Annotated in this window: 20 protein-coding genes; 4 read left to right on the top strand and 16 right to left on the bottom strand. The window is 71.1% G+C overall.

The features are described from left to right. Window positions 1-88 precede the first annotated feature (88 nt). Window positions 89-1,420, top strand: a complete 1,332-nt coding sequence (locus ACVKXF_RS06690; RefSeq protein WP_123311793.1) for an ABC transporter substrate-binding protein — start codon at window positions 89-91, stop codon at window positions 1,418-1,420. A gap of 122 nt (window positions 1,421-1,542) precedes the next feature. Here ACVKXF_RS06690 and rarD read toward each other — a convergent pair whose 3' ends face one another. Further along, window positions 1,543-2,505: an EamA family transporter RarD gene (rarD, locus tag ACVKXF_RS06685; RefSeq protein ID WP_456795250.1), complete on the bottom strand. Its 963-nt coding sequence runs from the start codon at window positions 2,503-2,505 to the stop codon at window positions 1,543-1,545. A 122-nt stretch (window positions 2,506-2,627) separates the two neighbouring features. Further along, the gene (groES, locus tag ACVKXF_RS06680; RefSeq protein ID WP_110893972.1) at window positions 2,628-2,924 is read right to left on the bottom strand and encodes a co-chaperone GroES; all 297 of its coding nucleotides are present in this window, start codon (window positions 2,922-2,924) and stop codon (window positions 2,628-2,630) included. A gap of 160 nt (window positions 2,925-3,084) precedes the next feature. Between groES and ACVKXF_RS06675 the strand changes: the two genes are divergently transcribed. Next, window positions 3,085-4,275 carry a class I SAM-dependent methyltransferase gene (locus tag ACVKXF_RS06675; RefSeq protein WP_456795249.1) on the top strand — a complete coding sequence of 397 codons (1,191 nt, stop codon included), beginning with the start codon at window positions 3,085-3,087 and terminating at the stop codon, window positions 4,273-4,275. Here the strand turns inward: ACVKXF_RS06675 and ACVKXF_RS06670 are convergent. The 13 genes from ACVKXF_RS06670 to glmS form a co-directional block, all read right to left on the bottom strand. Further along, on the bottom strand, window positions 4,268-5,086 hold the full coding sequence (locus ACVKXF_RS06670) for a DUF4190 domain-containing protein (protein ID WP_456795248.1): 819 nt from the start codon (window positions 5,084-5,086) through the stop codon (window positions 4,268-4,270). The two genes, ACVKXF_RS06675 and ACVKXF_RS06670, sit on opposite strands and share 8 nt — an antisense overlap. 78 nt (window positions 5,087-5,164) lie before the next feature. Next, the gene (gene tsaD / locus ACVKXF_RS06665) at window positions 5,165-6,220 is read right to left on the bottom strand and encodes a tRNA (adenosine(37)-N6)-threonylcarbamoyltransferase complex transferase subunit TsaD (protein WP_456795247.1); all 1,056 of its coding nucleotides are present in this window, start codon (window positions 6,218-6,220) and stop codon (window positions 5,165-5,167) included. After that, entirely contained in the window at window positions 6,207-6,752 is a 546-nt protein-coding gene (rimI, locus tag ACVKXF_RS06660; protein WP_340197764.1) for a ribosomal protein S18-alanine N-acetyltransferase, read from the bottom strand. The genes tsaD and rimI overlap by 14 nt, the downstream gene beginning before the upstream one ends. Beyond that, a complete protein-coding gene (gene tsaB, locus ACVKXF_RS06655) occupies window positions 6,749-7,384 on the bottom strand; it encodes a tRNA (adenosine(37)-N6)-threonylcarbamoyltransferase complex dimerization subunit type 1 TsaB (RefSeq protein WP_456795246.1) in 636 nt (211 codons plus the stop codon). The genes rimI and tsaB overlap by 4 nt, the downstream gene beginning before the upstream one ends. A gap of 24 nt (window positions 7,385-7,408) precedes the next feature. Continuing rightward, window positions 7,409-8,575 (bottom strand): Fic family protein, encoded by a 1,167-nt coding sequence (locus tag ACVKXF_RS06650; RefSeq protein WP_456795245.1) that lies wholly within the window; start codon window positions 8,573-8,575, stop codon window positions 7,409-7,411. 154 nt (window positions 8,576-8,729) lie between these two features. Then, window positions 8,730-9,284, bottom strand: a complete 555-nt coding sequence (locus ACVKXF_RS06645) for a hypothetical protein (RefSeq protein ID WP_456795244.1) — start codon at window positions 9,282-9,284, stop codon at window positions 8,730-8,732. Between the two features lie 37 nt (window positions 9,285-9,321). Beyond that, window positions 9,322-9,930, bottom strand: coding sequence for an NAD(P)H-dependent oxidoreductase (locus ACVKXF_RS06640; RefSeq protein ID WP_456795243.1), 609 nt, complete (start codon window positions 9,928-9,930; stop codon window positions 9,322-9,324). A 64-nt stretch (window positions 9,931-9,994) separates the two neighbouring features. Further along, window positions 9,995-10,465, bottom strand: coding sequence for a GNAT family N-acetyltransferase (locus ACVKXF_RS06635; RefSeq protein ID WP_456795242.1), 471 nt, complete (start codon window positions 10,463-10,465; stop codon window positions 9,995-9,997). A gap of 11 nt (window positions 10,466-10,476) precedes the next feature. Next, a complete protein-coding gene (tsaE, locus tag ACVKXF_RS06630; protein WP_456795241.1) occupies window positions 10,477-10,989 on the bottom strand; it encodes a tRNA (adenosine(37)-N6)-threonylcarbamoyltransferase complex ATPase subunit type 1 TsaE in 513 nt (170 codons plus the stop codon). Beyond that, window positions 10,986-12,152, bottom strand: a complete 1,167-nt coding sequence (alr, locus tag ACVKXF_RS06625; RefSeq protein WP_456795240.1) for an alanine racemase — start codon at window positions 12,150-12,152, stop codon at window positions 10,986-10,988. The genes tsaE and alr (ACVKXF_RS06625) overlap by 4 nt, the downstream gene beginning before the upstream one ends. Next, window positions 12,149-13,252, bottom strand: a complete 1,104-nt coding sequence (gene alr, locus ACVKXF_RS06620; RefSeq protein WP_456795239.1) for an alanine racemase — start codon at window positions 13,250-13,252, stop codon at window positions 12,149-12,151. Before alr (ACVKXF_RS06620) ends, alr (ACVKXF_RS06625) begins: the two co-directional genes overlap by 4 nt. Beyond that, window positions 13,249-13,623: a holo-ACP synthase gene (locus ACVKXF_RS06615; protein ID WP_456795238.1), complete on the bottom strand. Its 375-nt coding sequence runs from the start codon at window positions 13,621-13,623 to the stop codon at window positions 13,249-13,251. Before ACVKXF_RS06615 ends, alr (ACVKXF_RS06620) begins: the two co-directional genes overlap by 4 nt. Before the next feature lie 7 nt (window positions 13,624-13,630). Beyond that, window positions 13,631-15,478, bottom strand: coding sequence for a glutamine--fructose-6-phosphate transaminase (isomerizing) (glmS, locus tag ACVKXF_RS06610; RefSeq protein ID WP_123311768.1), 1,848 nt, complete (start codon window positions 15,476-15,478; stop codon window positions 13,631-13,633). Between the two features lie 70 nt (window positions 15,479-15,548). Between glmS and ACVKXF_RS06605 the strand changes: the two genes are divergently transcribed. Both ACVKXF_RS06605 and coaA read left to right on the top strand, forming a co-directional pair. Then, a complete protein-coding gene (locus ACVKXF_RS06605) occupies window positions 15,549-16,034 on the top strand; it encodes a glutathione peroxidase (RefSeq protein ID WP_111083439.1) in 486 nt (161 codons plus the stop codon). A gap of 105 nt (window positions 16,035-16,139) precedes the next feature. Next, window positions 16,140-17,084 (top strand): type I pantothenate kinase, encoded by a 945-nt coding sequence (gene coaA / locus ACVKXF_RS06600; protein ID WP_456795237.1) that lies wholly within the window; start codon window positions 16,140-16,142, stop codon window positions 17,082-17,084. A 96-nt stretch (window positions 17,085-17,180) separates the two neighbouring features. On the opposite strand, the gene glmM is transcribed toward coaA, so the two are convergent. Continuing rightward, entirely contained in the window at window positions 17,181-18,554 is a 1,374-nt protein-coding gene (gene glmM, locus ACVKXF_RS06595) for a phosphoglucosamine mutase (RefSeq protein ID WP_456795236.1), read from the bottom strand. Window positions 18,555-18,576 lie beyond the last annotated feature (22 nt).

The raw sequence follows: 18,576 nt of genomic DNA, 5'->3' as shown, positions 1-18,576 counted from the left end.
CATGGACCCTACGTTTCTCGACATCCAGTGGAGGCGCCGCGTTCGACCCGAAGCGGCAACGCCTCCGCGCAGAGAAAGGGCTCCACGGATGATCAGAACCACCCGTGCCACCACGGCACTGGCGTTGGCAGGCGCAGCAGCCGTCCTGCTCGCCGCGTGTTCCACGACCAGCAGCGGCGACTCCCCTTCCAGCTCGGCGTCGAGCGACGCGAAGAAGGACCCCGCCGCCAGCTGCAAGGCCCCCGACACCCCCAGCACCGACGCGCTGAAGATCGGCACGATCCTGCCGCTCACCGGCTCGCTCGCCTACCTGAACCCGCCGGCCGAGTCCGGTGTCGGCCTCGCGGTCAAGGACATCAACGCCGCGGGCGGCGTCCTCGACAAGGACGTCACCATCGACCCCGCGACCGACTCCGGCGACAGCAACGACATGACCGTGTCGAGCTCGGCTGCGACGAAGCTCGTGAACGCGAAGGTCCCGGTCGCGATCGGTGCCGAGTCCTCGTCGGTCACGCTCAACGTCATCGACCAGCTCACCAGCAACTGCATCGTCGAGATCTCGCCCGCGAACACCGCGAGCGACCTCTCGGGCTACTCGTCGTACTACTACCGGACCGCTCCGCCGGACTCGGTGCAGGGTTCGGCGCTCGGTCAGCTCGTGACCGGTGACGGCAACGCCAAGGTCGCGTTCCTCGTCTTCAACGACACCTACGGCACGGGCCTCCGCAACTCGGTGCAGTCCGCGGTCGAGGCCTCCGGTGGCCAGGTCGTCTACGGCGGCAAGGGCGAGGGCCAGGAGTTCCCGCCCGGTCAGACCACGTTCTCGTCCGAGGTGACGGCCGCGCTCGCAGCCAAGCCGGACGCGATCGTCGTCCTGGCCTTCGACGAGACGAAGTCGATCATCCCGGAGCTCGTCTCGCAGGGGAACACGGCGAAGATCTACATGTCCGACGGCAACACGGCTGACTACTCGAAGGACTTCGACAAGGGCACCCTGACCGGCGCCCAGGGCACCATCCCCGGTGCCTCGCCGAAGGACGACTTCAAGAAGCAGCTGTCCGCCTTCTACAAGGACTCGTCGGGCAAGACGCTCGCCGACTACTCGTACGCGGCGGAGTCCTACGACGCCACCGTCCTCGCCGCCCTGGCTGCGGTGAAGGGCAAGGGCACCGACTCCGGCACGATCCAGGCGAACATGGCCGCGGTCTCCGGAGCCGACGGCGGCACCGAGTGCGCCACGTTCAAGGAGTGCGTCGCGCTCCTCGACGACGGCAAGGACATCCACTACACCGGCCCGTCCGGCATCGGTCCGTTCGACGACAACAACGACCCGTCGAGCGCCTACATCGGCATCTACAAGTTCGACGGCGACAACAAGCCCGTCTACCAGAGCGCCATCCAGGGCGCGGTCAAGAAGTAGAGCACCGGCTCCACCCCACGAAAGCGACAGTCCCCCGCGGGTCATCCGCGGGGGACTGTCGCTTTCGCGTGCGGGCAGCTGCGCCGTGCTGACGGGCGGACGGGAGGCCCGGGGTGCGCCCGTCAGGCGGGCTCGGCCGGGGCAGGTGCGAGCGCTCGGCGACGGGACGCCCGCGCGGCGGCGAACGAGTCCGCCGTCAGCACCACGAGCGCCAACCACACGATGCCGAAGCCGAACCAGCGCGCGGGCGGCATCGCCTCGTGCTGCACCACCACACCGACGAGCAGCTGCATCACGGGCGCGAGGTACTGCGTCAAGCCGAGGGTCGACAGGCTCACCCGCCGCGCCGAGGACGCGAACAGCAGGAGCGGGACCGCCGTCGCCGGCCCCGTGAGCACCGTCACCAGGACGTGCACCCAGCCCTCGCCCGTGAACGTCACGCCGCCGCCGAGGCCCGTCGCACCGAGGACGACCAGCGCCACGACCGCGATCGGCAGCAGCCACACGGTCTCGATCGTGAGGCCGCTCAGCGCGTCGACCGTGCCGCCGACGCGCTTCTTCACCAGGCCGTAGAGGCCGAAGGAACACGCGAGCACCAGCGAGATCCACGGCACCTGGCCGTAGCCGACGGCGATCACGACGACCGCCACGACGCTGATTCCGACGGCCGCCCACTGCGTCGGCCGAAGCCGTTCGCGCAGGACCACGACGCCGAGTGCGATCGTGACCAGGGGGTTGATGAAGTACCCGAGTGCCGCCTCGACGGTGTGGCCGGTGGTGGTCGCCAGGACGTACACGGTCCAGTTCACCAGGATGAGGACCGCGGCCAGGCCCATCACTGCCATCACCCGCCGCTGCGCCATCAGGGTGCGGGTGCGGAGCCACGAGCGGGTGACGGCGATCGCCACCGCGCAGAACACCAGCCCGAAGACGATGCGCCAGGCGACGATCTCGAACGCGCCGGCCGGGGCCATCGCCGCGAAGAGCAGGGGCATGAGGCCCCAGAGCCCGTACGCGATGATCGCCTGCACCACGCCGACGGATGCCTCGCTGCGGACGGGTCGCGCCGGACTCGGTTCACTCACGGAACCATCCTAGGAACGACCGCTGACTCGCCGGACGGACCACGGGCCTCCCGGTCGCCCCGAACGCACGGACGCCCCGCCGGCCGACAGGCCGAACGGGGCGTCCGAGAGGAGTACTGGACTCAGTTGACGACGACCGCGAGGACGTCACGGGCCGACAGGACCAGCAGGTCCTCGCCCGAGTACTTGACCTCGGTTCCGCCGTACTTGGAGTAGATGACCTTGTCACCCACGGCGACGTCGAGCGGGACGCGGTTGCCGTTGTCGTCGATGCGACCCGGACCCACGGCGACGACCTCGCCCTCCTGGGGCTTCTCCTTCGCGGTGTCGGGGATGACCAGACCGGATGCGGTGGTCTGCTCCGCCTCGACCTGGCGGATGACGATGCGATCCTCGAGCGGCTTGATGCTGACGGCCACGGTGACCTCTTCTTTCTCGGTACGGACTCGGTACAGATGAAAACCGGGTTGGCACTACGCACAGGAGAGTGCCAACGCCAACTCTAGGGGGACACTGGCACTCGGTCAATCCGAGTGCCAGCACATCAGGGGAACATCCAGCACCTGGGAGGATCGGGACATGGAAGCCGCCGAACTCGCCGCACTGCTGACCCCTGACGGGATGGCCCTGCTCGACCGTACCCCCGGCGTCTCGGACGGCGGCGAGATCGTCCGGGTGGTGTCCCGGCTGCGGTCCGAAGGCCACGACCCGCAGCTCGTCTCGGCGGTCCTGACCCAGGCGAAGCTCCGGCAGAAGGCCCGTGGCAAGTTCGGCGACTTCGCCGCCCGCATGCTCTTCACCGAGGCCGGACTCGAGCAGGCGACCCGCTTGCAGGTCGCCGCACAGCACGCCGGGCGCTTCGCCGCGGCCGGGCTCACGCGTGTCGCCGACCTCGGCTGCGGTATCGGCGGCGACGCGATGGCGATGGCCGCGCTCGACCTCGACGTCACCGCGGTGGACCGCGACGAGGTCACCGCTGCGGTCGCGACGCACAACCTCGCGGTGTGGCCGAACGCACGGGTCGAACTGGGCGACGCGGCCGCGTTCGACGTCTCCCGCGTCGACGGCATCTGGATGGACCCCGCACGTCGGACCTCCGGCCACTCGGACACCCGTCGCCTGGCCGACCCCGACGACTGGTCGCCGTCCTTGGACACCGTGTTCGCCGCCGCGACGAGCACCCCGACGGGCGTGAAGCTCGGGCCCGGCATCGACCGCGACCTGATCCCCGACACCGCCGAGGCGCAGTGGACCTCCGTCGACCGCGAGGTCGTCGAACTCGCGCTGTGGTTCGGGCCCCTCGCCCGGCCGGGGATCCGCCGAGCGGCCACCGTGATCGGTGCGCACGGCATCGCCGAGATGACCGGCCCGGCCGACTCCGAGGACGCTGCGGTGGGCCCGCTCGGCGCCTACCTGTACGAGCCGGACGGCGCCGTCATCCGCGCACGGCTCATCGGCGACCTGGCACGCGCCCTCGACGGCCACATGGTCTCCGACGGGATCGCGTACGTGACCTCGGACCGTGCCGTGACGACGCCGTTCGCCCAGGGCTTCCGGGTGCTGGACACCATGCCGCTCGACGTGAAGCGCCTGTCGGCGCGGCTCGCCGCGGACGGCATCGGCACCGTGGAGATCAAGAAGCGCGGCGTCGACGTCGATCCGGCGCAGTTCCGCAAACGGCTGCGGCTGCGCGGGACCGGCCGGGTCACGCTCGTGCTCACCCGCCTGGACGGGCGGCACAGCGCGGTCCTGTGCGAGCGGCTCAGCTGATGAAGGCGCCGGTGCCCGAGTCGTAGTCGTAGGTGGAGTACGAGCTCTGGCCGATCACGCCGAGGAAGATGATGAAGGCGATCCAGATCAGCCAGACACCGGCCATCACCCAGCCGGCGATGATGCCGGTGAGGGCGAGGCCGCGGCCGGCTTCGCCGTTCTGCTTGATCTTGCCGAGCGCGACGTGGCCGAGGATCGCGCCGGCGGGGCCGAGCAGGATCGCGATGAACCACATCGGGACGGCGGCGAGGCCGAACACGATCGACAGGATCGCCAGCGTGTTGGTCTTCGGGCGCTGCGCGTAGGGCTGGTAGCCGGTCGAACCGTAGGCGCCGGCGGCGTAGGGCTGCTGCTGCTGCGGCGCGTACGGGTTCTGGCCGCCCTGGGGCTGCGCGTAGGGGTTCTGGCCGCCCTGCTGCTGCGCGTACGGGTTCTGCTGCCCGTAGGGGTTCTGCTGCCCGTAGGGGTTCTGGGCCGCACCGTACGGGTCCTGGGGCGCCTGCGGGGCCGAGTACGGGTTCTGCGGCTGCTGCGGCTGCTGCGGCGCCGCGTAGGGGTTCGACGGGTGCTGCTGGCCGTACGGGTTGGACTGCTGGGGCTGGCCGGAGGGGTTCGGCTGCTGCGGTGCCGCGTACGGGTTCGACGGGTGCTGCTGGCCGTACGGGTTCTGCGGCTGCTCGGGAGCCGACGGGGCCTGCGGTGCGTCCGGAGCCTGCGGCGCGTCCGGAGCGGGCGTCCCCTCCGGCTGCCCACCGGTCGTGCTGCCCGGCGTCGTCTCGCCCGGCTTCGGCCACTCGTTCTGATCGGACACCGTCCACCCCTCTCGGCGCCCGGTCTCTCCGACGCCACGTGAATCCTCCCACAGGCACCCGACGGCCGACCGGACGGTTCAGACCTGGACGGTCGTCACCGGCAACGTCGAGTCGGCCGCGATCCCGAGGTCGCTCGGCGCGTGCCCTTCGGCGACCAGGCGCGCCCCGACGGCCGCGATCATGGCGCCGTTGTCCGTGCACAGGTCGAACGGCGGGATCCGCAGCTGCACCCCGGCCGCCGCACAGCGTTCCTCGGCGACCTGCCGCAGCCGGGCGTTCGCGACGACACCGCCACCGAGCAGGAGCCGGTCGACGCCGGTGTCGCGGCAGGCGTTCAGGGCCTTGGCCAGCAGGACGTCGACGACGGCCTCGCGGAAGCTCGCCGCGACATCGGCCACGGGCACCGCTCGCCCCTCGTCACGGCAGCGCTCGACCCAGCGGGCGACGGCGGTCTTCAGCCCCGAGAACGAGAAGTCGTAGCGGTGCGCGGCCAGGTCCTTCGGCAGCGTCAGGCCGCGGGGGAACCGGATGGCCTTCGGGTCGCCGTCCGCCGCGGCCCGGTCGATCTGCGGCCCGCCGGGGTACGGCAGACCGAGCAGCCGTGCGACCTTGTCGAACGCCTCGCCCGCGGCGTCGTCGATCGTCTCGCCGAGCAGTTCGACGTCGCCGACCAGGTCCTTCACGAGCAGCAGCGACGTGTGCCCGCCGGACACCAGCAGCGCCACCGTCGGGAGCTCGATGTCACTGCCGTCCGTGCGCAGGACGTCGGCACCGACGTGCCCGACCAGGTGGTTGACGCCGTACAGGGGCTTGCCGGTGGCGACGGCGAGCGCCTTCGCAGCCCCCACCCCGACCATGAGCGCACCCGCCAGACCGGGTCCGGCGGTGACGGCGACGGCGTCGAGTTCGTCGAGGGTGACCCCGGCCCGCTCGAGCGCCTCGTGGAGCGTGGGGGTCATCGCCTCGAGGTGGGCGCGTGCGGCGACCTCGGGCACGACACCGCCGTACCGGGCGTGCTCGTCCATGCTCGAGGCGATGACGTTCGCGAGCAGCGTGCTCCCCCGCACGATGCCGACGCCGGTCTCGTCGCAGCTCGTCTCGATGCCGAGCACCAGTGGTTCAGTCCCGCTCACCGAGGGCCTCCTGTCCGATGGGTCCGACGCCCGACGACCGCTCGGCGTCCGGGCCGGGCAGTTCCGCCCGCATCACCCACGCGTCGACGCCGTCCGGCTGGTAGTAGCGCGGCCGGGTCGCGATGTGCTCGAACCCGAACGCCGTGTACATCGACTGCGCGACCGGGTTGTCGGCGCGCACCTCGAGGAAGACCTCGCGCACACCACGGCGGCGGGCCTCGTCGAGGAGCTCCGTGAACAGCACCCGCCCGAGCCCCTTGCCGCGCTGGTCCGCAGCGACCGCGATGGTCTGCACGTCGGCGACCGGGTTGCCCGTCAGCGAGGACAGCCCGGCGTACCCGACGACCAGCGGTGCCGCGGGTTCGTCGACGGTCTCGATGACGATGTAGTACCCGTGCGGCGAGTACAGCTCGCCGGACATCTGGGACGCCGACCAGGCGTCCGTCGGGAACGAGACGTGCTCGAGCCACATGATGTCGTCGAGGTCCTGCGGGTGCGCCCGCCGCAGGCGGAGCCCGTCCGGCAGGGTCACTGCTTCACCCGTTTCGGCGCACCCGGCACCGTGACGTCCGGTTCCCGCAGGTACAGGGGGGTGTCCTGGTCGAACCCCGTGCCGGACCGCAGGCGGTCCGCGGCGAGTGATCCGAGCCTCCAGGCAGGGATGGACAGGGCCGTCACGCGGTCCCAGCCCACCGCTTCGGGCCGGGAGGCACGGATCGCCTCGTCGAGATCGGCGGGCCTGGCGAGACCCGGACCCGCAACCCGCGTGCCGGTCTGGTCGTACGCGCTCCAGTAGACCTCGCGCCGGCGGGCGTCCGTCAGGACGACGAACGGTCCGTCCCGTCGGCCGTCGCGCTCGTCGGCCGCGACCGCGTCGTGGCTGACGAGCGGCAGGACGGGGACGCCGACCGCCGCGGCGAAGGTGCGCGCGGCAGCGATGCCGACGCGCAGGCCGGTGAACGGGCCGGGGCCCATGCCGGCGACGACACCCGTGACGTCCGCGCCGGTGATGCCGGCCTCGGCGAGCGCGTCGGCCAGGAACGGTCCGATCACCTCGGCGTGCCGGCGGCTGTCCTCGGTGTCACGGGTCGCGAGGGCGTGGCCGGTGGCCGGGTCGACGACGGCCACGGACGTTCCGGCGGAGGTGTCGATGGCGAGGAGCACCCGTCCATCGTAGGCGGGGTGGGATCAGGTCTCGTCGAGGCTGCCAGCGACCGCGTTCCAGATCTCGTCGGCACGCCACCGCTCGCGTCCGCCTCGGCCCGAACGCCCCAGCGACCGGAGCCAGCCGTACTCCTCCGCGCGGCGGAGGAGGGACGAGGCCGTCGGCTGCGAGACGTCGAGCGCACGCCGGACGGACGTGACCGTCACGACCGGGTTCTTGAAGACCACGTCGACGAGCCCAGGGAGGGCCGAACGCTCCGTTCGCGAGGCCAGGCGGTACCGCTCGCGGATCTCGACGAGCTTCCGGATCCGTTCGGCGCTGTCGTTCGCCCGGACGGTCACCGCCTCCGCGAAGAACTGGATCCACTCGTCCACCTCCCCGCGCTCCCGGACAGCCTGCAACCGCTCGTAGTACTCCGTGCGGTGCTGTTCGAAGTAGCCCGAGATGTGCAGGATCGGCGCCGGCAGGATGCCGTCCGCGATGAGCGAGAAACCGATCAGGAGCCGGCCGATCCGGCCGTTACCGTCGAGGAACGGGTGGATCGTCTCGAACTGGTAGTGCAGCAGCGCACACTTCACGGTCACCGACATCGTGTCCAACCGTCCGTTCACGAACCGCTCCCAGTCGTCGAGCGTGTCCGGCAGGTGGTCCTGGTGCGGTGGGATGAAGCGTGCGGTTTCGGGTCGAGCGTTCGGTGATCCGATCCAGACCGGCGAGCGGCGGAGCTCTCCAGGAGACTTCTCGTCGCCGCGCCCGTCGCGCATGAGGGTCTCGTGCAGCGCGCAGATGAACCGCTGCGTGATCGGCAGGTCCGCGAGGAGGTCGACGCCCTCGCGCGCCGCTCGGAGGTAGTTGTCGACCTCACGAAGGTCGTCGTCCAGGATCTCGTCGTCGTTCTCGACGCTGAGCACATCGCTCAGCGACGCTTGTGTGCCCTCGATCCGCGAGCTCGCAAGGGCTTCCTGTGCCATGGACGGGCCGAGCAGCAGTTCCGGCTCCTGCACGAGCTGCCCGAGTCCGGCCAACCGGCCGATGGCGATGTCGGCGCGTGACACCGCAGCGTTCGTCACGGGCTCGAGGACGAGTTCGCGTGGGAGGGGTGCAGGCAAGAAGTAGGCGTGCGGCCACTCGGACAACGGACGCGTCGTGAGCGTGCCGAACCGATCTGAACGGAAGTCTTCTCGGCGCATCTCCTCATCATAAGCAAAGTGCCCTCCGCCCTATAACTTCAGGTCGAACTTCCAAGCACCCGCACGTGGGGAGCGCGGCGACACTCGATCCGTCGTGCTGTCTCGGGAGCGTCGCCCCGGCTCTGCAGATGGCCACCCCCAGGCGGCAGAAGCGTCACGAGACGGTCCCGGTCGGCTGAGCCGACGCGGGGCCGCGTGGCGCAGGTGTGGGACGCGGCGGCTCGTCGAAACGGACCGTGCTGGTGGGCGACGTCGCGCCCGTACTCGTCGCGGCCTCGTCCGCTGCTTCTCGGAGGTGCCGCAGCCGGGACCGCACACCGCCGTCCTGGCGACGCAGGACGATCGCGACGTCCGCCACGGACATCCCCGCGGCCGTCATCGCCTCGAGCCCGGTGTCCTCCTGCTGCGTCCACGGCGCGTAGCCGGCGGGCCGGTCGAGCCGAGCAGCGTCGACCTGCGGGTTGCCGGTCGGTGCAGCCCGGACCGCCAGTGGGGACGACGGGTCGTCTGCTCCGGACGTCGTGGCGACGGCCGGAGCCGGCGTCGACTGCGGGCCGGTCGCCCGGACGTCCAGGCAGGCGACGGCGGTCACCGGATGGCGTGCCACGACCGCTCCTGCGGGCGACCGGAACACCAACTCGGTGTCGTCACGGTCCACCGTGCCGACCTCCACGTCGCTGAAGCCGCCGGTGTCGAGGACGATGCGCATGGTTCCCCCGTTCGCGCTGACCAGATCTGCTGCGAGGCTACCGGTCGCCGGCCGGTGCACGGTCGACGACCGCTCGACGGACACCCTCCACCGCCGCGGCGACCGCGCGCTCACGGGCCTCGGCGTGCTCGGTCTCGGAGTCGTGCACGAACACGGTGGCGCCCCTGCGGGCACCGCAGAAGTCGACGATCCCGTGCTCGACCTGCGTCCGGAGCGCCTCGGCGTACCCGTGCCGTTCGTACACGCCGGCGTCGTCGCCCGCGATCGGCACCAGGTGGACGGTGAGCCGTCCGAGCGCTCGACTGATGCCGCCGTCCGTGTCGACGACGAACGCCCAGCCGTTCACGAACACGCGGTCGATCCACCCCTTGAGCACCGCGGGCACGGACCACCACCAGACCGGGAACACGAGGACGAGGTCGGTGGCGCGGTCGATGCGCTGCTGCTCGGCGACGACGTCGGCCGGGGCGTCCGTGCCGGTCCGGTAGGTGTGCCGGTCGGCCAGCGTGAAGCGCGGGTCGAACGCCTCGGCCGCCAGGTCGGCGGTCTCGACCGTCCCGGCCGGCAGGGCGTCCCGCAGGCGAGCCGCGAGGTGGTGGGTGAGCGAGTCGGGGTCCGGATGGGCGGTCACGATGAGCGTCGGCACACCGCATCCTCCCGGAGCCGGCTGGGCGGCACCGGGACGCCCGCTGTCGCCAGGCCGGGCCGGCTCACACCGCGGTCAGGTCGAGGGACCAGGCGACCTCGTGCGCGAACTGCCCGGTCCGCCGGAACGACCGGACCTGGTGCGTGTCGGCCATGGCGGCCGCCAGGTCGTCACGGTCGGCGGGGGTGAACCCGAGCGACTGCCAGAACGGACCGGAGCGCCGCGAGAACAGCCACGCCCGTCGCGCGCCCGTGGTCGCGGCGTGGTCGACGGCGAAGCGTGCGAGCCGGGTGCCTTGGCCGAGCCCCCGGAGGTGCGGCGCCACCGCCACGCTGCGGACGAGCACGTGGACACCGTCGGCGCTCGTCTCGTACCCGGTGCTGCCGACCACGCGGCCGTCGTCGGCACGGTCGACCCACAGCCGGACGGTCGGCTCGAGACCGGCAGGGTCGAGGCCAGCACGGTCGAGGCCGGCGACGGTCAGGTCGGCACCGACGAGGAAGGTGCGGAGGTCGTCGACCGCACCGGTGTCCACGCGCTGCAGGGTCAGAGGTCGACGCCCGTCCAGCGCGGGCCGGACGCGGTGACGACGACGCGGCGGGGCTCGTCGGGGACGTCGTCGGGGTCGTCGGCCTCGGTGGTGCTGGAGGCGTCGGCACCGGTGGCCCGGGTGATCTCGACGTCGAGCACGCTGTCGCTGATGCCGTCGACCATGCCGCGGCCCCACTCGACGACGACGATCGATGCGTCCCAGTCGAGGTCGAGGTCGTCGAGCTCCACGGGGTCGGACAGCCGGTACGCGTCGACGTGCACCAGGTCCGGGCCGGCGGTGGTGGGGTGCGTCCGGGCGAGGACGAAGGTCGGGCTCGACACCTGGCCGCGCGCGCCGAGTGCAGCGCCGAGGCCACGGGTCAGTGTCGTCTTGCCGGCACCGAGCGGCCCGGTGAGCACGACCAGGTCACCGGCACGCAGGACCGCGGCCAACCGCGCTCCGAGCTCGCCCATCGCGTCGGTGCCGTCGACGGCCGTGTCGAGCAGGACGCGTGCGGCCTCGGTCACGACTGGTCGCCCCGCAGGTACTCCCCGACGCGTCCCTCGATGTCGTGGCCCTCGTAGAACCGAGGCACGCGGGTCCCGATGCGGCAGACGATCTCCTCGCCGATGGTGCCGAGCGAACGACCCCAGTCGAGGACCGTCATCTCGTCGTGCTCGCCGGTACCGAACAGCGTCACGGTGTCACCGGTCTGCACGTCGTCGTCGCCGACGTCGACGAGGAACTGGTCCATCGCGACGCGGCCGGCGATCGGGTAGCGCTTGCCGCCGATCGCGACCTCGATGCGGCCCTGCGCCAGACGCGGGACGCCGTCCGCGTACCCGACGGGCACGAGCGCGAGGGTGGTCTCCGAGCTGGTGCGGTACGTGTAGTCGTACGAGACGCCGGTGTCGACGGGGACCCGCTTCGTCTTGGCGACCGAGGCCGTCAGGGTCATCACGGGTTCGAGCCCGAGGTCGGCCGCCGAGACACCGTCGGCGCCGGGGATGCCGAACAGGTTCGCACCCATCCGGACCATGTCCTTGCGGAACTCCTTGCGCTCCAAGCCGGCGAGCGATGCGGCGACGTGCTCCATCGGGACGTCGAGCCCCAGGTCCTCGGCGATCTCGATCGCGGCGTCGAACACGGCGACTGCGGCACTGTCCTCGTGGTCGGACGACTCGGCCAGGTGCGTGTACGCGGCGACGACCTCGATGCGGCCGTTCCGCTGGGCGTCGCGGGCGAGCTCGACGAGTGCGGGCCAGTCCGCCGGGGTCGCGCCGTCGCGGTGCAGTCCGGAGTCGACGCCGAGGTGCACCCGTGCCGGTCGCTGGTCGACGGCGTCGACGATGCGCTGCAGCTCGGCGACGTTCGAGACGCCGAGGTCGACAGCCGAGTCGATGGCGTCGCGGAAGTCGAGGTCCGGGTCGTGCTGCCAGGTGAACAGGTGGACGTCCTCGCCGACGCCGATCGACCGCAGACGCAGGGCCGCGGGGACCGTGAGCACACCGATCCACCGGATGCCGGCGTCCACCGCGGCGAGCGCGATCGGTTCGAGGCCGTGCCCGTAGGCGTCGGCCTTCATGATCGCCATGACCGCGACGGGGTCCATCCACTCGCGGACCAGGTCGAGGTTCGCGCGGTAGGCGTCCAGGTCGATCCGTGCCTGGCGCAGGGGTGCGGAGCTCACGTCGTCCTCCGGTGCACGCTGTGGCCGACCCGGGCGACCACCTCGTAGTTGATGGTGCCGATCGCGGCGGCCCAGTCCTCGACCGCGGGGTCGCCGTTCGCCGGGTCGCCCCAGAGCACGGCTTCGTCGCCGATGCTGACGTCGGCGTCGCCGATGTCGACGTGCATGGCGTTCATCGCGACCCGTCCGACCACCGGGAACGTGCGGTCGCCGATCCGGACCGAGACCCGGTTGCCGAAGTCGCGGTCGAACCCGTCGGCGTACCCGAGACCGATGACCGCGAGGCGGGTGTCGGTCGACGCCCGCCAGGTGTAGCCGTAGGACACGCCCTCACCGGCGCGGACGTCGACGGTGCGGAGCACGGCGGCGGTCACACGCATGGCCGGCCGGAGCCCGAGGTCGGCGGAGGTGCGGTCGGCGAACGGGCTCAGGCCGTACAGGGCGAGTCCGACGCGGGACAGGTCGCGGCGGGTCTCCGGCACGACGATGCTCGCGGCACTCGCGGCGAGGTGCACCAGGTCGGGCACGATCCCGTTCGCGGCGAGGCCGTCGAGCGCGCGCTGCAGTGCGGCGTCCTGGTCGAGGTCGTCCGTGCGCGACGCGTTGGACAGGTGCGACATCAGCCCCTCGACACGGGTGCGGTTGCCGCCCCTCGCCAGGGCCCCGGCGGTGGCGAAGAGCTCGGCCCACTCGGACTCGACCGCACCGTTGCGACTCAGGCCGGTGTCGACGCAGATGTGCACGGCGCCGACCTCGGAGTCGGCAGCGGCCGACAGCTGCTCGACGCTCGACACCGCCGGGGTGATGTCGTACTGCGCCGCGCGGCGGAAGTCCTCGTCGGGGGCGTGCAGCCACGCGAGGATCCGGACGTCCTCGTCGATGCCGCCCTGACGGAGCGCGACGGCTTCGTCGATGTCCGCGACGCCGAGCCACTCGGCACCGGCGTCCACGAAGGCCCGAGCGGCGTCGAGCGCGCCGTGGCCGTAGGCGTTGGCCTTGACCACCGCGATGACGCCGGACGGTGCGACCTGCTCGGCGATCGTCGCGTAGTTCTCGATCAGGGCCTCACGATCGACCGTGATCCCGGTGAACGCACTCACTGAACCGTCCCCTCCAGGACCACGAACGCGGTCGCGACCCCTCCATCATGCGAGAGCGACAGGTGCACGCTCGTCACGCCACGCGCATCCGCCACCTGTCGCGCCTGTTGGTGCAGCGTCAGCGACGGGTTGCGCTGGTCGTCCGACACGACCTCGAGGTCCTGCCAGCTGAGCCCCGTGCTGGACCCGAAGGCCTTGATCAGGGCTTCCTTTGCCGCGAACCGTGCCGCGAGTGACGCGATCGGCCGTGGTTCGCCGTCACGGACCTGCTCGGCCGGGGTGAACAGCCGCGCACGCATCGCCGGCGTGCGCGCCAGCACCCGCTCGAACCGCTCCAGGTCCACCACGTCGACCCCGATGCCGATGATCATCGTGCGACTACTCGACGGTGACCGACTTCGCGAGGTTGCGCGGCTGGTCCACGTCGAGGCCCTTGGCCGCGGCGAGCTCCATGCCGAACATGTGCAGCGGCGCCACGGCGAGCAGCGGCTCGAACAGCGGGGTCGCGAGCGGGATCCGCAGGACCTCGTCCGCGAAGGGCAGCACGGCGGCGTCGCCCTCTTCCGCGATGGCGATCACCCGGGCACCGCGGGCGCGGATCTCCTGGATGTTCGAGACGACCTTCGGGTGCAGCGAGCGCGGGTCACGCGGGGACGGCACGATGACGAAGACGATCTGCCCCGGCTCGATGAGCGCGATCGGACCGTGCTTGAGCTCACCGGCGGCGAAGCCCTCGGCGTGGATGTACGCGAGTTCCTTGAGCTTGAGCGCACCCTCGAGCGCGATCGGGTAGCCGACGTGGCGGCCGAGGAACAGGACGCTGCGGGTGTCCGCCATCCAGCGCGCGAGGTCCTTGATGCCGGCGGCGTCGTCGATGGTCTGCTGCAACTTCGGGGCGAGGCCCTCGAGCTCCGCGACCTGCTCCGCGATCTGCTCGGTCGTGAGCGTGCCGCGCAGGGTGGCCAGGTGCAGTCCGAGCAGGTACAGCGCGACGCCCTGGGCGATGAAGGCCTTCGTCGAGGCCACGGCGACCTCGGGTCCTGCGTGCGTGTAGATCACGGCGTCGGACTCGCGCGGGATGGTCGCGCCCTGGGTGTTGCAGATCGACAGGACCTGCGCGCCCTGCTCGCGGGCGTACTTGACGGCCATCAGCGTGTCCATGGTCTCGCCGGACTGGCTGATCGAGACGACGAGCGTGCGGTCGTTCAGCACCGGGTCGCGGTAGCGGAACTCGTGCGCGAGCTCGACCTCGACCGGGATGCGGGCCCACTGCTCGATGGCGTACTTGCCGAGGATGCCGGCGTAGGCAGCGGTGCCACAGGCGATCACGATGACGCGGTCGACGGTCGCCAGACGTTCGGCGATCGGGTCGAGGTCGGTCAGGGTCACGGCGCCGTCGTGCACGCGGCCGAGGATCGTCTTCGCGACGGCCTCGGGCTCCTCGCTGATCTCCTTCGCCATGAACGAGGACCACCCGCCCTTGTCGGCGGCGGAGGCGTCCCAGTTCACCTCGAACTCGCTCGGGGTGGCCGGGGTGCCGTCGAAGTGGATGACGTCGACGCCGTCGGGGCGGATCGTGGCGATCTCGTCCTGCCCGATCGACAGCGCACGCTGCGTGTAGGCGACGAACGCGGCGACGTCCGAGCCCATGAAGTTCTCGCCGTCGCCGAGGCCGACCACGAGCGGGGAGTTGCGACGGGCGCCGACGACGACGCCGGGCTGGTCGGCGTGCACGACGAGGAGCGTGAACGCCCCGTCCAGTCGCTGCACGGCCTGCTGCATGGCGGCGGTCAGGTCACCGGTCTCGCGGAACGCCCGACCGACCAGGTGGGCGGCGACCTCGGAGTCGGTCTCGCTGCGGAACTCGATGCCCTCGGCCTGCAGTTCGGCGCGCAGCTCGGAGAAGTTCTCGATGATGCCGTTGTGGATGAGGGCGAGCTTGTCGCCGTCGGCCAGGTGCGGGTGCGCGTTGCCGTCGGTCGGGCCGCCGTGGGTCGCCCAGCGGGTGTGCCCGATGCCCGTGGTGCCGTCCGGGATCGGCGACGACTCGAGCTCGTCGACCAGGGCCTGGAGCTTGCCCGCCTTCTTGGCGGAGACGAGGTCCCCCGCGGGGTCGACCACGGCGATGCCCGCCGAGTCGTAGCCGCGGTACTCGAGGCGACGGAGGCCACCGAGGAGGACGTCCTGGCTGCTGTTGCTGCCGACGTAGCCGACGATTCCACACATGGAAGCGATCCTACGGTCTGCCTGAGCGCGGACCCTGCGAAGCAGCAGGGCTGGGGATAACGTTTCGGCCATGGGACGCTTCGACGACATCGCCATCACCACGCTGCACGGCGAGGACACCACGTTCGGTTCGTTCGCGGACAAGGCGGTGCTGGTCGTGAACGTCGCGTCGCGGTGCGGTCTCGCCCCGCAGTACGAGCAGCTCGAGGCCCTCCAGAAGCAATACGGCCCTCGGGGCTTCACGGTCCTCGGGTTCCCGAGCAACCAGTTCCTGCAGGAGCTCGGCTCGTCCGAGGCCATCGACGAGTACTGCTCCACCACGTGGGGCGTGACGTTCCCGATGTCCGAGAAGGTCAAGGTCAACGGCAAGAGCGCCCACCCGCTCTACCAGGCGCTGAAGGAGACCCCGGACGCCGACGGCAAGGCCGGACGGGTCAGCTGGAACTTCGAGAAGTTCCTCGTCGCTCCCGACGGCACCGTCTCGCGCTTCCGTCCGACCACGAAGCCGGACGCCCCCGAGGTGATCGCGGCCATCGAGGCCGCCCTGCCCGCCTGACGCACCGCGCCCTGCGGACGCACACCGAGCACTGGACGGGAGGCCCGGTGCAGGTGAGCCGGTCGGCTCACCTGCACCGGGCCTCCCGTCTGTACGCTCGTCCCCATGCCGATCCCGGAGACCGCCGTCGCGCACCCGACCCCGTTCGTGGAGATCCCGCGGCACGAGTGGTCGCAGCTCGCACCCAAGGAGCACCTGTCGCTCACCGAGACCGAGGTCGTGCAGCTGCGCGGGCTCGGCGACCGGTTGGACATGCAGGAGGTGCAGGAGGTCTACCTCCCGTTGTCGCGACTGCTCACGCTGTACGCCGCCGGAGCCCGTGACCTGCACGCCGAGACGAGCCGGTTCCTGGGTGAGCGAGCCGGACGCACGCCGTTCGTCATCGGCGTCGCCGGATCCGTCGCCGTCGGCAAGTCGACCGTCGCCCGTCTGCTGCGCGAACTGACGAAGCGCTGGCCGGACACCCCTCGGGTCGAGCTCGTGACGACCGACGGCTTCCTGTACCCGAACGCCGAGCTCGAGCGTCGGGGGATCATGGACCGCAAGGGCTTCCCGGAGTCGTACGACCGTCGCTCCCTGCTGCGCTTCGTGAGCCAGGTGAAGAGCGGCGCGACCGAGGTCCGGGCGCCGTACTACTCGCACCTGGTCTACGACATCGTTCCGGACGCTGAGATCGTCGTCCGACAGCCGGACATCCTCATCGTCGAGGGGCTGAACGTCCTCGCCCCACCGGTGCACGGGCGGCTCGCGCTGTCCGACCTGTTCGACTTCACGATCTACGTCGACGCGAAGACGAAGGACATCGAGTCCTGGTACGTCGACCGCTTCCTCGCCCTGCAGGAAGAGGCGTTCTCGAGCCCCGACTCGTTCTTCCACCGGTTCGCGTCGCTCTCACGCGATGACGCGGTCGAGACGGCGACGCAGGTGTGGCGGGCGATCAACGAGCCGAACCTGATCGAGAACGTCCTGCCGACCCGGTCCCGCGCGACCCTGGTGCTGAAGAAGGGCGCGAACCACAAGGTGAACTCGGTCCTGCTCCGCAAGATCTGAGCTGAGGGCCGCCCGGAACCAGGTTCCGGACACCACACCACGGACGAACGCGGTGCTGTGCCCGGAACCAGGTTCCGTGAGCGGCGGAGGGGAACCCTACGCGGCGTCGAGCGCCAAGCGCTCCTGCACGACCGCGGCGAGCTCCTCGGCGATGCGCTGGGCGTCATGCTGCGAAGCGGCCTCGACCATCACACGCACCACGGGCTCGGTGCCGGACGGGCGGAGCAGCACGCGACCGGTGTCGCCGAGTGCCGCGGACGCCGCAGTCACGGCGTCCTGCACGCCCTGGTCGGCGAGACCGTGACGGTCGACGCCCCGGACGTTGAGCAGGACCTGCGGGAACACCGTCATGCACGAGGCGAGCTCCTGCAGGGACTTCCCTGTGCGCGCCATCTCGGCGACCAGGTGCAACCCGGTCAGGATACCGTCACCCGTGGTGGCGTACTCGTTGAAGATGATGTGGCCGGACTGCTCGCCACCGATGGAGTAGTCGCCCTCGGTCATCTTCTCGAGCACGTACCGGTCACCCACGCCGGCCTCGATCACGGTGATGCCCGCGTCGGCCATCGCCCGCTTGAGCCCGAGGTTGGACATGACCGTCGCGACGAGGGTGTCGTCCTTCAGTCGACCGCGTTCCTGCAGCGACAGTGCCAGGATCGCCATGATCTGGTCACCGTCGATGGCGTTGCCCGCGGCGTCCACGGCCAGGCAGCGGTCCGCGTCGCCGTCGTGCGCGATTCCGACGTCCGCGCCGTGCTCGAGCACCGCACGGGCCAGGTTGTCGATGTGGGTCGAACCGACACCGTCGTTGATGTTCCAGCCGTCGGGCTCGGCACCGATGAGCGTGACGCGGGCCCCGGCGTTCACGAACACCTCGGGCGAGACGCCGGCGGCGGCGCCGTTGGCGCAGTCGAGCACGACGTGGATGCCGTCGAGCCGGTGCGGCAGCGTGCCGAGCAGGTGGACGACGTAGCGGTCCTCGGCGTCGGCGAACCGCGAGATGCGCCCGACGTCGATGCCGGTGGGGGTCGGCGCGGAGTGGTCGTGCATGGCCGCCTCGATGCGGTCCTCGACCTCGTCCGGCAGCTTGCGACCACCCGTGGCGAAGAACTTGATCCCGTTGTCCGGGGCGGGGTTGTGCGACGCGGAGATCATCACGCCGAAGTCGGCGTCGATGTCCGCGACGAGGAACGCCGCAGCGGGGGTGGGGATGACCCCGGCGTCGAGGACGTCGACGCCGGCGGAGGCGAGTCCGGCCGCGACAGCGGAACCGAGGAACTCACCGGAGACGCGCGGGTCGCGCGCCAGGACCGCGCGCGGGCGCGGTCGGCCGGACGCCCGGCGGGCGTCGGCGTGGTGTCCGTGTGTGAGGACGGCCGCGCTCGCCTGGGCAAGACCCAGTGCGAGCGCGGCCGTCAGCTCGCCGTTGGCGAGACCACGAACCCCGTCGGTACCGAACAGACGCGGCATTGCGATCTTCAGCCGGTGACGA

The sequence above is a fragment of the Curtobacterium sp. PvP017 genome (assembly GCF_054060195.1).
The sequence above is the reverse complement of the archived record's forward strand: the minus strand, read 5'-3'. Positions and strand labels throughout refer to the sequence as shown.